Below are 20,117 nucleotides of genomic sequence, written 5' to 3' on the forward strand. Positions count from 1 at the left end.
GGTGGGGACCAGGTGCGCCGACGACCCGAGATCGCCGGCACCAGACACGGTGCCCGACGAGACCGCCGACAGGAAGAGTCTGCGCAGTGAGCGGACGGTGGTGAACCGGGACATCAATCAAGGCGCGAGGTCCACGCGGTGGACCAGCACCAGGCGACCGTCTCGCCGGCAATCCGTAGGTCAGGACTTCGACCAGGACGTGATGGAGTTGGGTCTCGTCAGCAATTCCTGCCGGCGCAGTAGCAAGATGGCCAGCGCCATGACTGCGAAGGCAAGAGCGCTGAGCGGATTGGTGCCTAGCACCGCGACGTTGGTGACGGTTGCGCCGAGGAGCAACACCAGCAGGCAGAGTGCGGCCAGTGCTCGCACACGTGGGATGACTAGGCCCACCCCGCCCGCTACTTCGAGTGTGCCGACCACGAAGCGCAGCCACTGGCCGGCACCGATGTCATGGAACATCTCGACCATGCTCGGATCGCCGGTGAGCTTGAGCAGCCCGCCCCCGGCAATGGCGAAGCCGAGCACGATCTGCAGCACCCAAGCTGTGATCATGGCGGCTCGGTGGGCTCCCGGGAGCGCGTTTTGCCTTGACATGGCCTCTCCTGTCCTCTGCTGGCACCTCAGTAGTGCCCCTCACCAGAGACGTCGGAGCCAGCGGCCCATCCCGGACATTTACCTGCCAGCAAGTACCGAGGGGTGACTGTCGACAGCAACGGTGACAGACATCCCATGAGGTTTGGGTGTCAAGCAGCGGCCGGTTGGTCGTGCTGTTCGTGGTGTTGCCAGGCGGTGGTTTCGTCGTAGGCGGTGCCGGTTTTGAGGCAGCCGTGGAGGATGCCGACGAGGCGGTTGCCGAGTTGGCGTAGTGCGGCGTGGTGGCCGAGGCCGCGGTTGCGTTGGCGGTCGTAGTAGGCGCGGGCGCCGGGGGAGGCGATCAGGGCGGCGAAGGCCTGTCGGCCGAGGGCGTCGATGAGCCGGTCGTTGTGCACGTAGCGGGCCAGGACGATCTTTTTCTTCCCGGACTGGCGGGTGATCGGGCTGGTTCCGGCGTAGTTGCGGCGGGATTTGGCGTCGGTGTAGCGGGTGGAGTCGTCGCCGAATTCGGCAAGCACCCGGGCGCCGAGGATGCGGCCCAGGCCGGGCTGGCTGAGGTAGATCTCAGCGTCCGGGTGCTGCCCAAAATGTGCCTCGACCTGCTGTTCCATTGCCTTGATCTGGGTCTGCAGTGTGCCCAGGATCGCGACCTGGGCGCGGACGGTGGCCGCGTAAGCCGCGGTCACCGCGGGCGGCTGGCCGAGCTGCTGGCTGCGCAACGCTGCCCGTAGCTTCTCGGCCTTGGCCGGCACATCACGGCGGCGGGCCCGCTTCAGCGCGGCGGTGATCTGCGAGGTCGTCAACCGGGCCGCCGTGGCAGGGTCGGGGGCCTTGCCCAGCAGGTGCAGGGCGTCCGTGGCGGTCAGGTCGTCGAACGCGGCCAAGGCGGCGGGGAAGAACTCCCGCAGCGTCTGCCGCAGCCGTAGCGTGTGACGGGTGCGTTCCCAGATCAGCGTCTGGTGCGCCCTGGCCACCACTTTGACCGCCTCGGCGCCGGCGCTGTCGCCGGCGACCGGTCGTAGCTGATGCCGGTCGGTGCGCACCATGTCAGCCAGGGCGTGCGCGTCACCGGCGTCGCTCTTGGCACCCGAGACGACGCGCCGTTCCCGGTACCGGGCGACCTGCAGCGGGTTGATCGCATAAATCTGGTAGCCGGCGGCGATCAGCGCCTGCACCCACGGGCCCCGGTCGGTTTCGATGCCGATCACCACTTGGACCGGCTCATCGTCGTCACCCAGCTGCTCACCCAGCAGCGCGTGCAGGCGGGCAATGCCGCTGATCCCCTCCTCGAGTTTCGCCTTGCCCAGCCGCCGACCCGCGTCGTCTTGTACCTCGACATCGTGGTGGTCCTCGGCCCAGTCGTCTCCCACGAACAGCACACCAGCCTCCCAAGTCCACAGCGGACCTCAGGCAGCCTTCGGGAGACCTCCGCAAGCTAATGAACAAGTGCTCACCCCGGCGAGCGGCGGGCACGACATCCCATCAGCGGTCTCGTCTCCCGACCACCGGCAGGGGCACGATCTGTCACTAGGGCTGCCAGAGCGCCCTGCAACCGGGAGTGCTCACCCGCCAGCGGCTACCGGACCCGAGTCTGCCGCAACCGACCCGGTAACTCTCATTAGCAACCGCCTCGGACGAGGACGCTCCTCGGCAGCCGAGTACGGCCAGTCGCCTGAGGTCGCGAACACGGAGAGATGACGCCAAACGACCCGCACAGAGCTTGTAAGCGAGGCGTCAGCCAACGAGGCAGCAAGAAGGCAGCGGCAGCGTCGACGCGGGTCGACCCTGAACGTGAATCGACGACGTCCGGCACCTGCTCATTGACGCGGGCCGGCACCGGCTGGCAGTGGCCGACAGATTGAGTCCGCATCCCCCCGGCGGGGCTCGCTAACGGCGGCGGGGATCGGTCAGCGGCCGACGCGGATGCGGTCGGCAGAGTACACCTGGCGCGAGCCGTCGGCGCGGAAGATCACGATGACCGGGATGCCCTCACCGATCTCCAGCTCGCGCCGTTCGGCGGGGGTGGGCATCCGAGCGGTGGCGGTGTCGCCCTTGAGGAGGGTCACCGTTTCGGTCGGCTCGTCGGCGCGGACGAATGTGCCGCGCGGTGGTTCCACGATCACGAGCCCTTCCGACCGGAGTAGCGCTACAGCCTGTCGGACGCTCGTGCGGCTCAGCCCGTACTCCTGAGCCAACCGCAGCTCGCTGGGAAGCGAGGCCCCGGGCGCGAGGTCGCCAGACGCGATCCGGTCTCGCAGAAGGTCTGCGAGCTGCCGGAACACGGCGCGATCCGCGCTGGGGTCGATCACGAATGTGACGCTACATGTCCAACAGTTCTACATCTTATTGTATCTACAGTCCTACGTCGTTACGGTGACATGAGCTGGGGCAACAGCCAACGGCCGGCTCCACCTGCCCGTGAGATCGAAGAATGCCCGAGGGGAGACCTGGTGCCTCGCGTGTCGTACGAGGAGTACTTGGTGGCTGTCGCGCTAACCCTGGCGAGGCGGCACCGGCCGGTCTGGTCATGGCAGCGATGGCGGAAGGTCTGCCGATGCGGGGGCGAGTTGCCCTGCCATGCGAGGCATCGAATCCCGATCAACCGGGGTCACTGGCCCTCAGAGGACGGCCGGCTATCCGCTCCGTCATCGGAACCGCCGGCCGAGCAGAGGGAGCCGAAGTGACCAACCACCTCCCGATCACGCCGGCCTGGACCTGCGGTGGCTGCGGTGCCGACTGGCCCTGCCACACCCGCCGTCGAGAGCTGCGAGCGGAGTACGACCGAGCCCCGGTGTCGCTCACCCTCTACCTGGCAGCCCAACTCGTCGAAGCCGCCCACGACCTGACCCACGTCCCCGCAGGCCACCTGCACTACCGCTTCCTCGGCTGGACTCGATGAGCATCCTGCGACCCAGTGACGAGAAGTTCCACTACAGCGACGGCTCGCACAAGTGGATCCCGCCAGACCCGGACTACGACCAGGAGGTCTGGGACGAGCAGGTCCGCCAGCACAAGCAACGCCACCTCAGGAACGAGCGTGCGAAGGTACGCATCCAGCGTCTCGTCTGATGCCAGCACTACAGCAGCGAAGTACAGCAACCGTGCCAGCCGAACCCGGCCGAGACGCACGCCAGCAGCCCGGATGACCTCGTACCGCACCCGATCCGGCTGGCTCGCCGGCAATCCATAGGTTCAGGTTTCGAGTCCCTGGCGGCCCACTTCTCCGCAGTTCAACGGCCCTTTGTGGGCCCGCTGGTGCCGCGATCTTGGCCGGTACAGCAGCGAAGGTCGGGGCGGGACGGCCGGCTGCCAGCCGATGTGGGAGGACTTTCTGTACGTCTATCAAGGCGGCCCGCAACGGGCCGCACGCGCCGCAGCCTGGGCGCGCGCCGGACGCCCGGCGGCTGGCGCGGAAAGCGGGAAGCCCGGAGGGCCGCCGCAGAACGACAGACCGTTGACCGATGAGGGGTGCGGCCGGCAGCCGGCCGGGCCGCGCGGCCACAAGCCCGCGCGGCGCAGGGAAGCGCACTCCGGCCACGTCGGCGAGCTGGCGTCGGTCGCGGGGTTGCGGTCAGGGCGCCTCCGGCGGGGGCGCCCCGGCTCCAGGATGGCAGGGGCTCTGTCGGCGGGTCGCGGTCCGTGGGTGGTTGCGGTAGGCCATCCCGCCGTCGTCGACCACGGAACGAGCCGAGCAGACCACCGCCCGGCACGCCAGCGTCCGAACCTGTGTCAAGGTCCGCTTGACGTGGCGTGCCGGGCGGCGGCCCGCTCCCCGCAGGGCGGGTTGACGGCGACGGGATGGCAGTTCGAGCCTGTGGCTTGCGACAACTAGGACTCGGTCGAGGCCTACTATGAGCGGCGAGCGGTACAGACGGCCTGTCAACGAATCAGCCGAACTGGCGGCTCGCCGGACGCAAAGTGACTGCCTTTGCACTTCAGCTTCCGTCTGGCGTCGCCGGCGGCATGCCGAGCGGACGGTGGCCTCGGCACGGTGGCGGAGGACTTCACGATCAGGGTGAGCCGGGACCAAGCGTTGGTGCTCTCAGGTCGAGTAGCCGGGAGAAGTCTAACCTCCGGCTTTCACAGATCTGGACGTAACAGTCTCACCGTGAACGCTCTTGATCAGGGGACCATCGACGGCCGGGCTCCCGCCATCTGCCACGGCATGACTCATGGACTGCCCACGCGAACGGTGCAGACGATGCCGTCGAGTGCCCAGGCGCACCGTCGCTGCGCCCAGCAGGGTCGCGGCGGCCAGCGGCAGCCACAGCGCCGCCGCGCCCAGGCTGAGCAGACCGGTGATGATGATGGGATCGACGGCCCGGGCCAGGCCGTAGCTGAGCTGCCAGCGGGCGAGCGCGCGCCCCATCAGGTGTGGCGGTGCTGACTCGATCACCAGCGGCACGCTGCTGCCGGTGTAGAGGATTTCACCCAGCGTGTAAGGCACGATGACCAGCGCGACGAGCACCGTGCCGGGGCCGCCGCCGGTCGCCCCGCCGAGCCAGAAGGCGAGGTAGGAGGCGGCGAGCAACAGGCCGGACCAGAAGAGCACGGTGCGGTGCGGCCACTTCGCGAGGCGCACTACCACGACCAGCTGCAGCGCAATCACCATGACGGTGTTGGCGACGAAGATGCCCGAGGGCCACGCCAGGGACGCGTGCAGGCCCTGCACCAGCAGCAGCGGCAGGGCGATCTCGAGGATGTCGGCGTAAAACGCGTACGGAATGCCGGCCAGGGCCAGGATGGTAACGGTGCGTAGGCCGGCACCGCGCGCTTCCTTCGTTGCCGCAGCCGGGGCGGGGGCCGGAACATCTTGGTGGGGCAGCGGCACCCGGGCGATCACCGCCGCGCCGAACGCGCACCCGAGCGCCGTCGCCAGCGCGAGCCAGCGGAGCACCTCCGGCCCGCTCGCGACCAGAACCGTGCCGAGCAGGGCGCCGGCGCCCAGGCCGGCGTTGCGCAGCGAGCGGCCCGCGGCCAGCGCCGCCGCACGCTGGGCCGGGCCGGCCAGCGCGGCGACCAGCGCGGAATTGGCGGGTGGAGCGATCTGCGTGCCGACGCCGATGAGCACCGCACCGATCGCGAATCCGGCGATGCCGGGCACCAGGCCAAGCAGCAGCGACCCCACCGCTCGCACCAGTAGCGCGGCGACGGCGGGGGCCCGCCGCGCTCCGCGGTCGATCCACCGTCCGGCGAGCGGGACGGCGCCGAGGCCGGCCAGCATGCCGACGGTCAGCGTCATACCGGCCTGCCACGCGCTGAGCCCGATCAGCACGGCGTAGATCACGATGAACGGGCGCAGCATCCCGGAGGTCGCTGCCTCGACTGTGGCGCTGAGCGCGTAGCGGCCGCCGCCCGGGATGCGTACCAGCTCACGAAGCGTCGTACGGGTGGTCGTCACGGCTCCGATCGTCCGGCCATACGGCTGCGAAGGGACCCGGGTTGGCCAGCGTCGTCAATCCATGCCTCGTCGATTGATAAACGACGTCAATCGGTCTGCCCGGGCGCGGACCCCTGCCATGATCAGTACTGTGGTTACCTCGGTCGACATCGCCGGCGTACCAGCCGATCGGATCCGGATAACGCCGTCGCCGCTCGCAGAGCTCGGCGCGGTGCTGCACGTGCTCGCGGAGCCGCAGCATCATCCGGACACCGCCGCGGCGGTTGCGATGATGGCGGCTGCCCTTCCCGCAGAGCTGGCTCCAGACCTCGAGGAATTTGGTCTGCTCTGGCACTCCGGCCGGGCCGACTTTCTGTTCCCGCCCGATCCACGGCCGAGCCTGCGCGAGGAACTGGACGACGTCGACCGCCTGGACGACGAGCGCTGGGTCGCTGCGGCGCTCGCCGCCCATCGGGCCGTCTCACCGGCGCCGCGAATGTGGTCGCCGCTGCGTGACCCGATCGTGCGGCAGCGGGCGCTGGCCGCGGCCCGCGCCCGAGGGCCGCGGCAGGCGGCGTGGGCCGAGCGGTTGCTCGCCGATCCGGCCGCCGAGCGCGAGCGGGTACGACGCTTTCTGCTCGCCTGCGAGTCCGCCTTCTTCGGCACGGTCTGGAAACGCGTCCGCCCAGCGCTCGCCGAGGAAGCCGACCGTCGACGCTTCGACCTGGCCCGCGAGGGTATCGGCGCCCTCGGCCGGATCTCGCACGCAATCGGGGTCGACACCGAGCGCGGCATTCTGACGATCGACAAGCTGCAGGACCAGACCGCAGACGGTCGCGGCGGCGGGATGACGCTCATCCCGAGCGCGTACGGCGCACCGCATATGACCGTCGTGTACGCGCCCGGCTGGCTGCCCGTGCTGCAGTACCCGGCACCGGGCTGGGACCCGCGCCCAGTGTTGCGGGTGGACGAGCTGGATGCTCGGCTGACCGCGCTTGCGCACCCGCTGCGGCTACGTTTCTGCCGCACGCTCGCCCGAGGTCCGCACACGACCGGCGAACTGGCCGACTTTTGGCGGGTGACGGCGCCGGAGGTATCCAGGCACCTCGCGGTGCTAAAGGCGGCCGGGCTGCTGATCTCGGCGCGCCGCGGCCGCTACGTGACGTACCGCCTGGACATGGAGGCCTGCACCGGCCTGGGGCAGCAACTGGCGGACGTCCTCGGCCGCTGAACAGCCAGGACGCGTACGTGGGCAGGAAGACGAGCTCAAAGCGTGGCCCGTCCAGTTCGGATGCCTATGACTGGCAGGGGGATCAATACAACGCCAAGTGAACACCTGTAGCCTCTTTTCATGCCGGACAACCTCCACAAGGCGTTGATCGAGAGCTTGTTGGCATGTCTGGCCTTCCTGGAGCAGAGCGACAGCGACACGGTGGACCCCGACTCCGCAATACGTGCGCTGGAGGATGTCGCCTACCCGCTCCAGAGCCTGTCCGATGCCGATCGCAGGTCCCTGCTAGCGATGTTCGAGCGAGTGGCCGCCGAGGAGACGGACACCGGGTGGCGCGAGTTCATCCGCCTTCAGCCCCGTGGCTTGGGCCTCATGGCACCCGATGAGGTCGAGTGACGGACAGGGCTGGGCCGTTGTAAGCAGCATCCGGGCCAAGTGGGTGACAAACTGGGTGACGATCACGACGGACACCCGTGGACGCACCGGGACGCTGTCGGATCGTCTCCGCAGCTCACTCGCCGTATTAGGCCAGCCGCTGGTAGTGCGGCAGCGGCCCTTAGTTCCGCTTCAACTCACCTCCGTCGAACGTCGCCAGGCGTCGGCGGGCCGCGTCTGGTCCGCCCCGTGGGGAGCGGTTAGCTTCTAAGTTGTGAAACTGACGGGTTGGTTGCGGGCGTTACTGGATAGGGGTCCCAGCGATCGTCCCGAGGAGTCCTCTGGCGCCGAGCCCGTCGCCCCGGAGTGCATGTCGCTGCTTGAGTTGGCCCGGTTGCTCGCTGGTCGGGGTATAGCGAGAGCGTTGCCAGTGCGTACGTCGAGGTGGTGACCTTCGCATCGGCTGACGAGATCGTGGCGATGCTGAAGGTGATGCTGGAGGAGGACTGGATGGGTCTTCCGGTCTGGGCGCGAAACCTCGCCTTCCGGCTGGCCTGCCTCCAGCGGCCGGCGGATGTCGAGCTGTTGCGGGTGGCGGCTAACGACCTACATGCCTTCGGTCCCGATTGGGATGACATAGCTGCGGAACTTCACCGTCGAGCCGGCCGATTGGAGGCTGGACAGGAGACCAGTCTTCCCTGACTCCTCTGCCAGCCGAACCAGACCGAGAGGCGCGCCAGCAGGCCGCACTTTGGCGTCAGGCGTTGATCGAGCCCGTCCGATCACACCTTGAGGACGTCCACGTCGTACAGCGCTATCGACGCGTCGCGGGAGGCCAGGGTCAAACTCTCGGTGATCGCCTGTGCCACCAGCATGCGGTCGAAGGGGTCGCGGTGATGCGGCGGCAGGCGGCCGGCGGCGATGGCGTGGGCGTGGTTCACCGGGATTTCACGGAAGCCCATGTCCCTTACCCGTTCGGCGAGGTCAGGCTGACCGGGGAGAGGAAGATGTCCGGCTCACGGCGTAGCCGGTCGAGAAACTCAGTGCCGAGAGTCGCGTCGCCGGTGATGGCCCAGAGCACGACGTGGGTGTCCAGCAGCAGGGTCATGCGCCGATGCCGAAGTCGGCGGCGATCTCGGCATTGGTCTGTGGAGAGTCCCAGCCACCGGAAAGGCCCAGTTGCCCGGCAAGGGAGCCGACCGCGGTGCGGTTGGCCCGACGCACCACCGGAACGACCTTCGCCACCGGGGTGCCGGCCCGGTCGATGATGATCTCCTCGCCGTGTTCCACCCGTTCGATGATGCGCGACAGGTGGGTCTTGGCATCATGCATGTTGTAGTGCACGGCCTCAGCCGACATGGCGCAACCCCCTCGGTTAGCTAAGAGCTTAGTTAGCCTGCGTGGCTCCATGCGCCAGCGGTTCGACTGCTCCGGTCGAGGTCCGGCGACGACGATCCGAACCATGGCGATGGAACTGGTGATGGCGGTTGCTCGTCCAATCACCTCAGGTCCGGGCCGCTCAACCGCCCGGCGGGCGTCGGGGCGGGGGAGAAGATGAGCGGGAGCAGGTACTTGATAGCTGTCGCGGCGGTCGGGCTGTTGCTCGGGGGCTGCAACGAGCCGGTCGGCTCGGAGACAGCGGCTCCAGGTGGTTCCCAGGCCGCCGCTACGGACCCTGCACCGGCCGTGTCGCCAGCGGCCGATCCTGTCGCGCTGATCGGTTCCTGGAAGCTGGCGGAGGTCGACGAAGGAGCGGGTGACATTCTGCAGCTCACACCCGACAAGCACGACGGCCTGCTGTTGTTCGACCGTTGCGGCGTGGTGATGGGGACGTGGCGGGCCAATGTCAACGGCCTCTTCGTCGCCGGCGCCTCCGGACGTTCGGTTTCCGGCAACGACGCCCGGAACTGCCGTCCCGGTCCTGAGCTCACCCCTGCCTGGCTGGGTCGGGCCGGCGCCTTCCGCGTCGAGGGCGACAGCCGCGTTCTGCTCGACGACCAGGGCGGGCACGTCGCCCGGCTGCTGCCCGGCGCTAAGCCCACCCCCGGGCCGAACCTGTTGCCGTCTCCGGCGGAGCTGCCCGTGGTGACCGACGAGGTCCGGCGTGCCTTCGCGCCGGCCGCCGCGCTGCCGGCGGCTCTGACGCCAGCGTCCCGTGAAACCCTGCTCGGTCGATGGGTGCCGGTTGATGCTCGGCCGGGCAGGTTCAGGTCCGGGGGGCCGTACGTGGAGCTGCGCGACGACGGCTCATGGCGCGGTTCCGACGGCTGCAACGGTGAGCGAGGGCGATGGGTCGCCGGACCGGCGGGCGACTTCCTCGCCACCAGCGGACCCACCACGGCGATTGGCTGTGAGAACGTTCCGGTGGGTTTCTGGCTCATGAAGGCGTGGCGGGCAGGGCTGGACGGCGACGTGCTCGTGCTCTTCGACGCCCAGGGCGGGGAGACGGGCCGGCTGCAGCGCGACGAATGAGGTCGCCGCTGTGCACTCGGGGTCCGACAGGGTCCAGCCCGGCCAGTGGCGCCTACTGCTGTTCCTGAGTGCCCAGGTCCGCGGCGAGTTCGGTCGCTTGGTCGGTGATGCGTTGCCGCTCGTCGGGGTCCAGGTCCTGTTCCCAGTCTCTGAACCGGTGGTAGCGGTCGAGGAGTTCTCCGCCATAGGCGTCATTCGCGGCGATCTGGCGTAGGTCGGCGTGGCCGGCGAGGACGTCGCGGGCCATCTCCTGGAGGTCGCCGCCGGCGGCTCCCTCGCGTAGCCGGGTGAGGCTGGCGTGGAGGAGCCTGGCCAGGCCCGGGTCGCCTTCGGTGAGGTCGAGGAACTGCTGCTCTGGTGGTGGTTCAGGTTGGGTCACGGACCACCGGGCTCGTGTAGGGCTGGTCGGGCAGGGGCACCTTGGACAGGTCGCCGCCCTGCTCGGCGAGGGTCTTGATGAAGCTGAAGAAGCCGAGGATCGCGGTGCCGGCGGCTTGGATCTTCAGCGCGGCGTCGTTGACCTTCTTGACCAGTTCGATGGCTTGCCAGGCGGCGACCCCGTAGCCGACGACGGCTCCGGCGCCGGGTTCGATGAGCGCCGTGCCTGCGGCGGCGCTGACGCCGATGATGATGGCTTTGTCGATCATCATCTTGACGAGGCCGTCGATCATGTCGGCCAAAAGCCAGATGGCGCGCGCCGCTTCGTGGTACTTCTCTTTGATCTCGATGAGGACGAGGTTCTGCAGAACGAGTGCCTTGGTGAGCTAACGGAAGTAGACGAAAGCCGCGTCACCGGCCTGGCCGTCCCACTGCTGATCCATGTGCGAGGCGGTCGGACTGACGTTCTGACCGAGGGCCTGCAGGCTCTGGCCGAGGTTGCCGTAGGCATCGCCCGCCTTGTAGAAGCTCTCCCAGTCTCCGACCAGGGCGTTGCTGATGGTGCCGATGACGTCGTAGCCGGCGCAGTCCTTGATGATCTGGTTGACCCAGTGCGAGATGGAGATCGCGTCCAGGACGCCGATCGGGTTGGCGAAGCCCTTGGTCATTGTGGGATCGGGTTCGCCGGGCTCGACGAGGAAGTCGGTCGGCTCTCTCACGGCAGGTTCCACCCGTCGGGTGACCACGGGGAAGCTCATAGCCGCTGCGGTCGACGGTCGGGTAGGTCGCGTCCAGCCGGGCCGCGCTGCCGGTGTCGGTGCGCCGGTAGTAGTCGGCGGTTTCCTGAAGTGCGTCGCGTGACTTGCCGAGCAGCTCCATCAGGTGGGTGAGCCGCTTGTTCATCTCGTCGACGAGCTTCTGGTGTGCGGGCCACGCTTCGTTGAGCAGGCCCTGACCGTGCCACGGCAGGTCGGTGTGCTTGAGCGTGTACGCCTTGGCGGTCTGGGCGTCGAGGGCGGCGTCGTTGAGGCGGGAGACGGCGCGCTCCAGGGCGCTGGGGTCGACCGAGAAGCTCACGACAGGCGATCCCCGATGATGCCCGTCACCACGAGCAGGACCGCGGCAACGAGCAACGCGAGAGCCATGATCCGACCGCGCCGTTTCGACTCCGCATTGGTGCTCGCTCGGTGGACGCCGAGGCCGGCCACGGCAGCCACCCCGAGGGGTGTCGCCACCGACATGAAGCGGAAGAACGACCAGACGCTGAAGGTACCGTCGTCCCCCACGATCGCCAGCTGGTAGACCAGGAAGCCGAGGCCGACCACGCAGAAGAAGAACAGCACCATCGACACCAGCGCGACGCTCTTGCGGAAGTCGTGCCACTGATCGAGCTTGTCCGGCACCGCCGTCACCGGATCCGTCCGCCCCGTCTCGCCCACGACCGCACCATGCCACAGCCCGACCACGCACCGCGACCCCGCCGTCACCCGCAGACATGAGAGGTCGGGGCCGAGCGCACCGGCACGCCTGGGTCTCGGAAGACGCCGCATGCGCTGCGGGCGTCCCGCGCGGCGGTGAACGATCGGGTACGGTCCGTTCCGAGCCGTTCACCAGTGGACAGTACGAGGGCCACGCGCACTGTCCACTGCGGCGGGTCGCTGCCGGGAAGCCGCCGGCCGGTCGGAGAGGAGCCCTTCATGACGGCCAGCGCAGACGAGTTCCGCCAGTCGATGGACGACGCTCTGCGTACCCTGCGCGAGTTGCGGGCCAGCCGCCCCGCGGAGGAGAGCGTCGAGACCCGCGGCGAGGCCAGTGCGGCAAACGGCCTGATCACCGTGGTGGCTGCTCCGGGCGGTCGGATCGAGTCGATCACCGTGTCGCCGCAGGTGCTGCGTGAGGGCGGCGACTACCTTGCCGAACAGTTGACGATCTCCGTCAACGCCGCCCTCGACGACCTGCGGGCCCGCACGGTCACCGACGCACCGGACGTGCCGGATCCGTCCGTGCTGCTCGAGCGCCTCGAAGGCGTCCAGCAGCAGTCGGTGCGCCAGATGCAGTCGTTCCTGAGCACGCTCACCGCCGCTCAGACCCGAATCGCGCGGTCAGGAGGCTGACCGATGTCCTTGGAGATCGATCCGGATCAGGTCCAGGCGGCCGGCACCCGGCTCGTCGACGTGGGTGAGCGCCTGGCGACGGCGATCGAGGGGCTCGACGCGCGGCTGAAGGGCTTGGGCGAGCCGTGGGGCGGAGACATGCTCGGCACCCTCGTCGCCGCTTCCTTTCCGGTCATCTCCGGCTATCTGCTGGAGTGCTGCGCCGCGATGGCCGACGAGTACCAGAGCAGCGGCGAGGATCTGATGGCCTTAGCGGACGACATGACAGCCGTCGAGGAGGAGCTGGTCGGCCGCTTCCGCGCGCTGGCCGGGGAGTTGGGCTGACCGTTGGGCATGACGATCCCGGGTGAACTCGCCTCGCTGCTCGCCATGATCGGGTACGACTGGCCGGAGGGCGACGAGGCGAAGCTCTTCGATCTCGGGCAGGTCTGGATGGACTTCGCCACCACCGTCGACGAGATGGGCCGGAAGGCCGATGAGCTGGCCGCAGAGGTGACCGGCGCCAATCGGGGGGAGGTCGTGGCCGCCTTCAACGCGTACTGGTCCGGCGGCGAGGGGCCGGGCGGCGTGCTGGCCGGAAACACCACCGCCACCACCGTGCTGGGCGCCGGCTACGTGGTGGTCGCCGCGGTCGTACTGGCGCTGAAAGTCCAGATCATCGTTCAGTTGATCATCCTCGCCGTCCAGATCGCCCAGGCGGTCGCCACGGCGGTGGCCACCTTCGGTGCGTCCCTGCTCGAGATCCCGATCTTCAAGATGATCACCAGCTTGATCGTCGACCAGCTCATCGACATGGCCCTGCAGGCGATCCTCGGTGGGTAAGCGCAACCGCAACCGACACCTGCGCGATGCGGCGGTGCCGCCCGAGGTGGAGTCGGCGTTGGTCAAGCCGGTCGCCCAACTTGCCAGGACCCCTCGGGTACGCCGCGAGTACCACGTCGGCGACGAGCAGCGACCCAAGCACCGGGACACTGACCGGAACCTGGCCATGGGCAGCGCGAGCCGCGCTCCGGCCAACGGCCAGACCGCGCTGGACCGCTCGGTGCAGATCAAGGAAACCAACGAGCGTCGCCGAATCGGCGTCGACCACGAGACCGGCGAGATCGTCATCCTGGACCGGCACCGCCGCATCGAGCCGAGCAATCCCGGCGAGGACGTCGTCGAGATCTACCACGGCCACGTCCGCGGCTGGGATGACCACAGCTCGGACGGCCTGAACGACGACATGCGCAACGCGCTCAAGCGGAGCGGGCTGGTAGACAAGAAGGGCCGGCCGACCGCGCCGCCGAAGGACGAGGAATGAGCACACAGCGCAGCTACTACGAGCCGGCACCGGCGACCCACGACGGCGCCACGGCCGCGCTCGCCGCGGGTGACATCGACGCTCTCACCGACTCGATGGTCGGGCTGGCCCTGCACGACGCGGACTGGCGCTGGTGCCAGGACTTCTACCTGCGGCTACTGGACCACCCGGAGGAGGACGTCCGGGCGACTGCGGCGATCTGCCTCGGTCATCTGGCCCGCATCCACCATCGGCTCGACACCGACCGGGTCATGCCAGCCCTGCGCGCCCGGCTGCGCGACCCGGCCATCGGCGGCACGGTGGAGGACGCCATCGCCGACATCGAGCAGTTCCTCGGCCTGCCGCCGGGATAGGCGACCCGTTCGTCAAGCCGCACACGTTCCGGTCAACGCGCGAGTTGAAGCCTTCTGACACAGGTGGCACCGAGCACCGTCTTGCCGCGCCTCGGGTCCGCCGTGGCTCTCGCTGGCCTGACCTGGCTTCTAGTCCACCTGGACGCTCAGAGCAGGAAGTCGTACAGGTCCCGGGGCACAGGGGTCGTCGCCTGCTTGGCCCAATCGGTGGGTAGCCCTCGCGCGTCAAGCGCCGCGATGTCGTTGAGCAGCATCCCGAAGGCAATGAACGTCTTGACGCGCAACGGGTCGAGGCCGCTGATGGCGGCGACGCGCGACCAGAGCCGGCCGAAGGCGTCGCGAACCGCGTCGCGTACGTCGGGATCCCCGCAGGCGGCGAATCCCTGCATCTGCAGCATGAGCCGCTGGCGGTCGACAAGCAGCTGCTTGTACTCCGCACCCATCAGCATGAGCGCATCGACACCGGTGGCGTCGCCCGCGGCGGCGACCATGCCGTCGGACATGGCGTCAAAGGCCGCGGTCACGACGTCGATGAACAGTGCGCGTTTCGTGCCGAAGAGCCGGAACACGTACGCCTCGCTGATTCCGATCTCGCTGGCGATCAGCTTGACCGATGTGCCGTGCAGGCCGGCGCCGGCGAACGCCGCGGCGGCCGCCTGCCGGATCTGCGTACGCCGCTCTTCAGCCGTGGCCCTTCCCGACATGGCACCCCCCACTTGTGAGTAGTAACTCACCATAGGTCGCCGGGTTCAGCTTGCTGTGAGTGGGTACTCACAATTACGTTGTGAGTGGTCACTCACAACGCGCCTGAGGAGGAACGATGGACGACAGCACGAGCGTCGTCGAGACCACGAAGGGTGCGGTACGGGGCCGGAGCACCGGCGGTGTCAGCGCCTTTCTGGGTATCCCCTACGCCGCGCCGCCGCTCGGACCGAACCGGCTCCGGGCGCCACAACCGGTACAGCCGTGGACCGGGGTCCGCGACGCGACCGCGTACGGCCCGACCGTGCCGAAAAGCGACTACCCCGCGCCCGTCGTCCCACTGCTTCCCGAAGTTACGATTCCGGGCGAGGACTGCCTCAACCTGAACGTCTGGACACCCGGCACATCGCCGTCCGACCGTCCCGTCTTCGTGTGGATCCACGGTGGGTCGTTCACCAGCGGCTCCGGGGCGAACGCCGAGTACGACGGGACCGCCTTCGCCCGCGACGGTGTGGTCTGCGTGACCATCAACTACCGGCTCGGCGCGGACGGCTTCCTCGAACTGCCCGACGCCGACACGAACCGCGGGCTACGCGACATGATCGCCGCCCTCGAGTGGGTACGCGACAACATCGCCGCGTTCGGCGGCGACCCCCGTCAGGTCACGCTCGCTGGCGAGTCGGCAGGCGCGATGGCCGTCGCGCCGCTGATGGCGGTGCCCGCCGCCCGCGGCCTGTTCGCCCGCGCTGTGCTGCAGAGCGGCGCAGCCTCGAACGTGCTGACCGTCGATCAAGCCGCCCTGGTGGCAGAACGGCTCACGGCGGGACTCCGCATCCCGGCGACAAGAGAGGCCGTCGCCGGTGTACCGATCGACCAGCTCATCGGCGCCGTCACGCAGCTGGGACTGCACGTACGGGCCCCCGGCACGGCTGCCGGATGGGGTGACATCGCGCGGCTGCTGCCCTTCGCCCCCGTGGTCGATGGCGACCTGCTCCCACACCCGCCGATGGAGGTCGCAACCACCCAGGTGCCGGCATTGATCGGCACCAACCGGGACGAGGGTCGGCTCTTCTTCGTCCCAGGTCGAGCCATCGACGTCATCGACGAAGCCATGCTCGCGGGATTCGCCGCGAACAACGGGATCACCGATCTCGCACCGTTCGTCGGCACGACGCCCGGCGAGACGTTGGTCAACGCCTACACCCACGCCCGTTTCGTACGGCCAGCGACCCAGCTGGTCAGGGCCAGGGGTGCGGTGCCGACATGGAGCTACCGATTCGACGGGCTCGACCTCGAGGACAACGACGGCCTCGGCTCCTGTCACACAGCGGAGGTGCCATTCGTCTTCGCCACCACCGGTCTACCGCAGATGCGACCGCGGATCGGCGCGCATCCGTCGGCTGCCGTGGCCGACACGATGCACTCCACCTGGGTCCGCTTCGCAACCACCGGCGACCCAGGCTGGGCACCCGGCACGACGGCGCACCTGGCGAGCCACCCTACGGGGAGTGTGGTCTAACGATATTCGGATCGGCGCCCTCGGACATAGGTTGATTTGCCGGGAGCTGTCCCGAACGTCCGCGCCAGGGCGGGCTCCGCCACGTGGTACGAATGCCTCAATAGGGGCATGAGCCACAGGACGGGCGAGCCGATGACGACGAGCAGGGCGGGCAAGCTGCTGCGGAAGCCCGAGGATCCGCAACGGGCGACGTTCCTGGAGCTGTTCTTCGACCTGGCGTTCGTCTACGTGCTCACCCAGCTCTCGCAGGTGCTCAGCCGGGACCTCACGTGGCGCGGCGCCTTCCACACGCTGGTGCTGCTGCTGGCGGTGTGGTGGGTCTGGTGCAGCACGGCGACGGTCCCGGACAGGTTCGACCCGCAGCGGCCGACGATCCAACTGCTGGTCATCGCGACCCTGGTCGGCAGCCTGGTGATGGCTGTCGCGCTGCCGGCGGTGTTCGGCGCGCAGGGCCTGGTCTTCGCGGGCGCGTACGTCGCCGTCCAGGTCGGTCGCAGCCTCGGCCTACTCATCGCCCTGCGGGGTCACGAGTTGCAGCGCGGTGCCCTACGGGTGCTCATCTGGTTCTGCGCATCCGCCGTGCCGTGGATCGCGGGGGCGCTGGTGCACGGCACGGCCCGCGAGGCACTGTGGACGCTGGCGGTGGCCATGGACTACCTGGCGGGGAAGCTCCGCTACCTCACCCCAGGTCTGGGCCGCTCACCGCCCGCGGAGTTGCCGAGCGCGGCCGAGCACCTGGCCGAACGCCACCGACAGTTCTTCATCATCGCGCTCGGTGAGTTGATCCTGGTCTCCGCTTCGACCCTCGGCGGCAGCGGCTTCGCGCCCGACCGGACCGCGGCGTTCGTGGTATCGATCGCCACCACGGTGCTGCTCTGGCGTATCTACATCTACCGGGCGGGCGAGCTGTCGGCCGCGGCCATCGCGGGCTCCGCCGATCCGGCCCGCCTCGGCCTGTCGGCGTTCTACGCCCACCTGGTCATGGTGGCCGGCGTCGTCGTCACCGCGGTCGGTGCCGAACTCGTCATCGCCCATCCAACCCGGCACGCCCAAACGGCCTGGATCGCGGTCATCCTCGGCGGACCCGCGCTGTTCCTGGCCGGGCGTGCCCGCTTCGAGTACGCGGTCTTCAGCCGGGTGTCCCGGGATCGACCGATCGGGCTGCTCGCGTTGGCCGCGCTGGCACCGGTGATGCTCCTCGTACCACCGCTCGTGGCCGCCCTAGCCGCCACCGCGGTCCTGGCCGGGGTCGCCGTCTCGGACGCCGCCGGCGCGCGAGGGCGTCCACCTGAGCCGCCGTCGCCACCCGGATAACCCGAAGCGCGCCCGGTTGGCCACCGTCGTGTGGATGCCACCACACCCGGCCGGAAAGATTCCGCGAGGATCCCCGCATCGCCGCAATGTGACAACGACGACAGGAGCTTCATGGACCAGTTGAGCCGCCGCGCCCGCGACCTCGGGATCGTCGTGGGGGCGCTGCCCACGGGGCGGGACAACGCGATCACCGACGTCGACGGAGTCCTGGTCGGGCACACCACCATCGACGACGGCGCCGACCTGCACACCGGCGTCACCGCCGTCGTACCGAGTCAGCTCGGCCCCGGACGATGGACCCTGCCGGCCGCCGTGTTCTCCGGCAACGGCCACGGGAAGCTGGTCGGCTCGACACAGGTGGACGAACTCGGCGTGCTGGAATCACCGATCGTCCTGACCGCCACGCTGTCCGTCTTCCGGGCCGCGGACGCGCTGCTGAGCCACCTGATGGACCGTCGCCCCGAGGGTCTGTCATTCAACCCCCTGGTTGGCGAGACCAACGACGGCCACCTCTCCGACATCCGCCGCCGCCCGATCAACGAGGGACACGTGCTCGCCGCCGTCGCGGGGGCGTCCGGCGGGCCACCGGTGGAGGGCTGCGTCGGGGCCGGCACCGGCACCACGGCGCTGGGCTTCAAGGGCGGCATCGGCACGTCGTCGAGGACGGTGCGGGTCGCCAACCGACCGGGGACGATCGGTGCGCTCGTCCAGTCCAACTTCGGCGGAGTGCTCACCGCCCTCGGCGTGCCGCTGCCGGTCGGTGAGCTGATCCCGGACGCCGACCGGGCCGAACCACCCGGCAACTCCTGCATGATCGTCGTCGCCACCGACGTACCCCTGGACGCCCGGCAGCTCGGACGACTAGCCCGGCGGGCGGTCTTCGCGATGGGCCGGGTCGGGGCGTCCTACAGCAACGGCAGCGGCGACTACGCGATCGCGTTCAGCACGGCGGAGCCGGACCAGCAGCCCATCCCCGACGGGGAGATCAACCCGGTCTTCGCGGCCGTCCTGGATTCTGTCGAGGAGGCGCTGCTCAACTCGCTCTTCACCGCCTTCACCACCACCGGTGTGGCCGGTCATACCAGTCGTGCCATTCCACACGGGGCGGTGGTCCGGCGATTGGCGGCGGCCGGCCGGCTGGCGACGCCAGCCTGATTCACGCGGTGGAGTTGACGCCGGCCGGACAGCGAGTGGGGTACCGATCGTCAACGGGCTCGGGTGCGAGCGGCGGTGACGATGCCCGCACGGTCCAGGACGGCCACCACGATCAGCACCCCGGTGGCGGTCGCGCTGGCCGCGACCAGCGGCAGTCGCAGGACGATCGCCGCGCCGGACAGGACGAACAGGCCGATCACCCGCGGCCAGGAGAGTCGCCGGTGGATCGCCAGGGAGAACAGGATCCGCCCGACGAGGAAGAGGGTGGGCCCGCTCAGGATGACCACGACGGCGGTCGTGTCACCGATCTCGGTGGGGTGGGCGATGCTCAGTTCGGCCCCGACGGCGGTGACCACTATGCCGGCGATCATCACCAGGTGCAGGTAGCTGGTGGCGACCCCTAGCCGGGACGGGTCGGCGTTCTCGATGGCCGGGCCCAGACGCTGGCCGGCCGGCGTCACGTAGAGCAGACCGATCAGCACAGCGGTGGTGAAGACCAGCAGGAACGCGGCTGTCTCCGGGAGGTTGAGGCGGGTGCGGGCGTACGTGAGGCCGGCGACCAGGACGAGTTCGCCTAGCGCGATGATCATGATCTGCTGGTACCGCTCGGCGAAGTGCTCACCGGCGAGGTGCAGCTCCTCCTGTCGGGCCCGACCCAGCCGGGGCGTGGGCCAGCCGAGTCGTGGGCCGATGAGGTCGATCGCGAGAGCGAGCACCCAGAGCGGCACCCGCCACTCCGGCAGGAACGCGCCGGCCAGCCACGGTACGGCGGAGACGCCGTACCAGCAGAGGATCCGCAGCGCCCGGCTCTGCCGCGGGTGACCGCGCAACATGAGGCCGGTGACCGTGCCCCGGGCAAGGTGAACCGCGACGTACGCGCCGGCGAAGAGCAGGCCTCGCCCGTCCAGCGCCTGCGGGATCGCCACCCCGGCCAGCAGGCTGCCCAGCGTGGCGCCGATCAGCAGCCCACGCAGCGCCTGAGTCTCCGGGTCGTACCAGTCGGCCAGCCAGGTGGTGGTCACCCAGATCCACCAGACCCCGGTCAGGAGCAGCGCGGTGCGCAGCGCGCCCACCAGGGTGAGGTCGGCGAGGAGGTGCTGGGCCAGTTGGCTGAGGGCGAGGACGAACGCCAGGTCGAAGAAGAGTTCCAGGAAGGAGGCGCTGAGCGGGACGTCCCTTCCTCGCAGCAGCCGTTCGGGCCTGCTCACCATCAGCGCTCCTCCCGGC

At 69.2% G+C, this 20,117-nt stretch carries 25 protein-coding genes and 1 pseudogene; 14 read left to right on the plus strand and 12 right to left on the minus strand.

Annotated features, from left to right (window positions below; genetic code table 11):
• Positions 1–180 precede the first annotated feature (180 nt).
• From ACFYPS_RS13740 to ACFYPS_RS13750, 3 genes are all read right to left on the minus strand, one after another.
• Complete coding sequence (locus ACFYPS_RS13740) at positions 181–537, minus strand: DoxX family protein (protein WP_354967232.1); 357 nt, start codon at positions 535–537, stop codon at positions 181–183.
• Positions 538–743: 206 nt separating this feature from the next.
• Positions 744–1,973, minus strand: a complete 1,230-nt coding sequence (locus ACFYPS_RS13745) for an IS110 family transposase (RefSeq protein WP_354967231.1) — start codon at positions 1,971–1,973, stop codon at positions 744–746.
• Positions 1,974–2,501: 528 nt separating this feature from the next.
• Positions 2,502–2,903: a GntR family transcriptional regulator gene (locus tag ACFYPS_RS13750; RefSeq protein WP_210916389.1), complete on the minus strand. Its 402-nt coding sequence runs from the start codon at positions 2,901–2,903 to the stop codon at positions 2,502–2,504.
• Between the two features lie 371 nt (positions 2,904–3,274).
• Between ACFYPS_RS13750 and ACFYPS_RS13755 the strand changes: the two genes are divergently transcribed.
• On the plus strand, positions 3,275–3,493 hold the full coding sequence (locus tag ACFYPS_RS13755) for a flavin reductase (RefSeq protein ID WP_210916388.1): 219 nt from the start codon (positions 3,275–3,277) through the stop codon (positions 3,491–3,493).
• On the plus strand, positions 3,490–3,663 hold the full coding sequence (locus tag ACFYPS_RS13760) for a hypothetical protein (RefSeq protein ID WP_354967230.1): 174 nt from the start codon (positions 3,490–3,492) through the stop codon (positions 3,661–3,663). The genes ACFYPS_RS13755 and ACFYPS_RS13760 overlap by 4 nt, the downstream gene beginning before the upstream one ends.
• Positions 3,664–4,660: 997 nt before the next feature.
• On the opposite strand, the gene ACFYPS_RS13765 is transcribed toward ACFYPS_RS13760, so the two are convergent.
• Positions 4,661–5,995 (minus strand): MFS transporter, encoded by a 1,335-nt coding sequence (locus ACFYPS_RS13765; protein WP_354967229.1) that lies wholly within the window; start codon positions 5,993–5,995, stop codon positions 4,661–4,663.
• Between ACFYPS_RS13765 and ACFYPS_RS13770 the strand changes: the two genes are divergently transcribed.
• From ACFYPS_RS13770 to ACFYPS_RS13780, 3 genes are all read left to right on the plus strand, one after another.
• Positions 5,985–7,205: a DUF5937 family protein gene (locus ACFYPS_RS13770; protein WP_354967228.1), complete on the plus strand. Its 1,221-nt coding sequence runs from the start codon at positions 5,985–5,987 to the stop codon at positions 7,203–7,205. The genes ACFYPS_RS13765 and ACFYPS_RS13770 overlap by 11 nt on opposite strands.
• A gap of 120 nt (positions 7,206–7,325) precedes the next feature.
• Complete coding sequence (locus tag ACFYPS_RS13775; protein ID WP_354967227.1) at positions 7,326–7,601, plus strand: hypothetical protein; 276 nt, start codon at positions 7,326–7,328, stop codon at positions 7,599–7,601.
• 426 nt (positions 7,602–8,027) lie between these two features.
• Complete coding sequence (locus ACFYPS_RS13780) at positions 8,028–8,282, plus strand: hypothetical protein (protein WP_354966566.1); 255 nt, start codon at positions 8,028–8,030, stop codon at positions 8,280–8,282.
• Between the two features lie 80 nt (positions 8,283–8,362).
• On the opposite strand, the pseudogene ACFYPS_RS13785 reads toward ACFYPS_RS13780, so the two are convergent.
• Together ACFYPS_RS13785 and ACFYPS_RS13790 are read right to left on the minus strand one after the other, a co-directional pair.
• Positions 8,363–8,688, minus strand: a pseudogene (locus ACFYPS_RS13785) (type II toxin-antitoxin system VapC family toxin).
• Positions 8,685–8,939, minus strand: coding sequence for a type II toxin-antitoxin system prevent-host-death family antitoxin (locus ACFYPS_RS13790; protein WP_354966565.1), 255 nt, complete (start codon positions 8,937–8,939; stop codon positions 8,685–8,687). The pseudogene ACFYPS_RS13785 and the gene ACFYPS_RS13790 overlap by 4 nt, the downstream one beginning before the upstream one ends.
• A 327-nt stretch (positions 8,940–9,266) precedes the next feature.
• On the opposite strand from ACFYPS_RS13790, the gene ACFYPS_RS13795 reads away from it, so the two are divergent.
• The gene (locus ACFYPS_RS13795; RefSeq protein WP_387324664.1) at positions 9,267–10,052 is read left to right on the plus strand and encodes a hypothetical protein; all 786 of its coding nucleotides are present in this window, start codon (positions 9,267–9,269) and stop codon (positions 10,050–10,052) included.
• Positions 10,053–10,104: 52 nt separating this feature from the next.
• Here ACFYPS_RS13795 and ACFYPS_RS13800 read toward each other — a convergent pair whose 3' ends face one another.
• From ACFYPS_RS13800 to ACFYPS_RS13815, 4 genes are all read right to left on the minus strand, one after another.
• On the minus strand, positions 10,105–10,431 hold the full coding sequence (locus ACFYPS_RS13800; protein WP_354966563.1) for a hypothetical protein: 327 nt from the start codon (positions 10,429–10,431) through the stop codon (positions 10,105–10,107).
• On the minus strand, positions 10,418–10,732 hold the full coding sequence (locus tag ACFYPS_RS13805) for a hypothetical protein (RefSeq protein WP_354966562.1): 315 nt from the start codon (positions 10,730–10,732) through the stop codon (positions 10,418–10,420). Before ACFYPS_RS13805 ends, ACFYPS_RS13800 begins: the two co-directional genes overlap by 14 nt.
• An 84-nt stretch (positions 10,733–10,816) precedes the next feature.
• Positions 10,817–11,149 (minus strand): hypothetical protein, encoded by a 333-nt coding sequence (locus ACFYPS_RS13810; protein WP_354966561.1) that lies wholly within the window; start codon positions 11,147–11,149, stop codon positions 10,817–10,819.
• A gap of 354 nt (positions 11,150–11,503) precedes the next feature.
• Positions 11,504–11,842, minus strand: a complete 339-nt coding sequence (locus tag ACFYPS_RS13815) for a hypothetical protein (RefSeq protein ID WP_387324668.1) — start codon at positions 11,840–11,842, stop codon at positions 11,504–11,506.
• 285 nt (positions 11,843–12,127) lie between these two features.
• Here ACFYPS_RS13815 and ACFYPS_RS13820 point away from each other — a divergent pair, with 285 nt between their 5' ends.
• Genes ACFYPS_RS13820 through ACFYPS_RS13840 form a run of 5 tightly spaced genes read left to right on the plus strand, consistent with a single transcriptional unit; the run spans position 12,128 to position 14,200 of the window.
• Entirely contained in the window at positions 12,128–12,544 is a 417-nt protein-coding gene (locus ACFYPS_RS13820; protein WP_354966559.1) for a YbaB/EbfC family nucleoid-associated protein, read from the plus strand.
• A gap of 3 nt (positions 12,545–12,547) precedes the next feature.
• Entirely contained in the window at positions 12,548–12,868 is a 321-nt protein-coding gene (locus ACFYPS_RS13825) for a hypothetical protein (protein ID WP_354966558.1), read from the plus strand.
• Positions 12,869–12,877: 9 nt separating this feature from the next.
• Positions 12,878–13,366 carry a hypothetical protein gene (locus tag ACFYPS_RS13830; protein WP_387324672.1) on the plus strand — a complete coding sequence of 163 codons (489 nt, stop codon included), beginning with the start codon at positions 12,878–12,880 and terminating at the stop codon, positions 13,364–13,366.
• Entirely contained in the window at positions 13,359–13,847 is a 489-nt protein-coding gene (locus tag ACFYPS_RS13835; RefSeq protein ID WP_354966556.1) for a hypothetical protein, read from the plus strand. Before ACFYPS_RS13830 ends, ACFYPS_RS13835 begins: the two co-directional genes overlap by 8 nt.
• Complete coding sequence (locus tag ACFYPS_RS13840) at positions 13,844–14,200, plus strand: hypothetical protein (RefSeq protein WP_354966555.1); 357 nt, start codon at positions 13,844–13,846, stop codon at positions 14,198–14,200. The genes ACFYPS_RS13835 and ACFYPS_RS13840 overlap by 4 nt, the downstream gene beginning before the upstream one ends.
• A 146-nt stretch (positions 14,201–14,346) precedes the next feature.
• Here ACFYPS_RS13840 and ACFYPS_RS13845 read toward each other — a convergent pair whose 3' ends face one another.
• Positions 14,347–14,904, minus strand: a complete 558-nt coding sequence (locus ACFYPS_RS13845; protein ID WP_354966554.1) for a TetR/AcrR family transcriptional regulator — start codon at positions 14,902–14,904, stop codon at positions 14,347–14,349.
• Positions 14,905–15,020: 116 nt separating this feature from the next.
• On the opposite strand from ACFYPS_RS13845, the gene ACFYPS_RS13850 reads away from it, so the two are divergent.
• From ACFYPS_RS13850 to ACFYPS_RS13860, 3 genes are all read left to right on the plus strand, one after another.
• Positions 15,021–16,421 carry a carboxylesterase family protein gene (locus ACFYPS_RS13850; protein WP_354966553.1) on the plus strand — a complete coding sequence of 467 codons (1,401 nt, stop codon included), beginning with the start codon at positions 15,021–15,023 and terminating at the stop codon, positions 16,419–16,421.
• A gap of 108 nt (positions 16,422–16,529) precedes the next feature.
• Positions 16,530–17,735, plus strand: coding sequence for a low temperature requirement protein A (locus tag ACFYPS_RS13855; protein WP_354966552.1), 1,206 nt, complete (start codon positions 16,530–16,532; stop codon positions 17,733–17,735).
• 111 nt (positions 17,736–17,846) lie between these two features.
• Positions 17,847–18,890, plus strand: coding sequence for a P1 family peptidase (locus ACFYPS_RS13860; RefSeq protein ID WP_354966551.1), 1,044 nt, complete (start codon positions 17,847–17,849; stop codon positions 18,888–18,890).
• 50 nt (positions 18,891–18,940) lie between these two features.
• On the opposite strand, the gene ACFYPS_RS13865 is transcribed toward ACFYPS_RS13860, so the two are convergent.
• Positions 18,941–20,101: a low temperature requirement protein A gene (locus ACFYPS_RS13865; protein ID WP_354966550.1), complete on the minus strand. Its 1,161-nt coding sequence runs from the start codon at positions 20,099–20,101 to the stop codon at positions 18,941–18,943.
• Between the last annotated feature and the right edge of the window lie 16 nt (positions 20,102–20,117).

It is taken from the genome of Micromonospora sp. NPDC005087, from assembly GCF_042872965.1.
In the GTDB taxonomy this organism is placed as follows: Bacteria; Actinomycetota; Actinomycetes; order Mycobacteriales; family Micromonosporaceae; genus Micromonospora.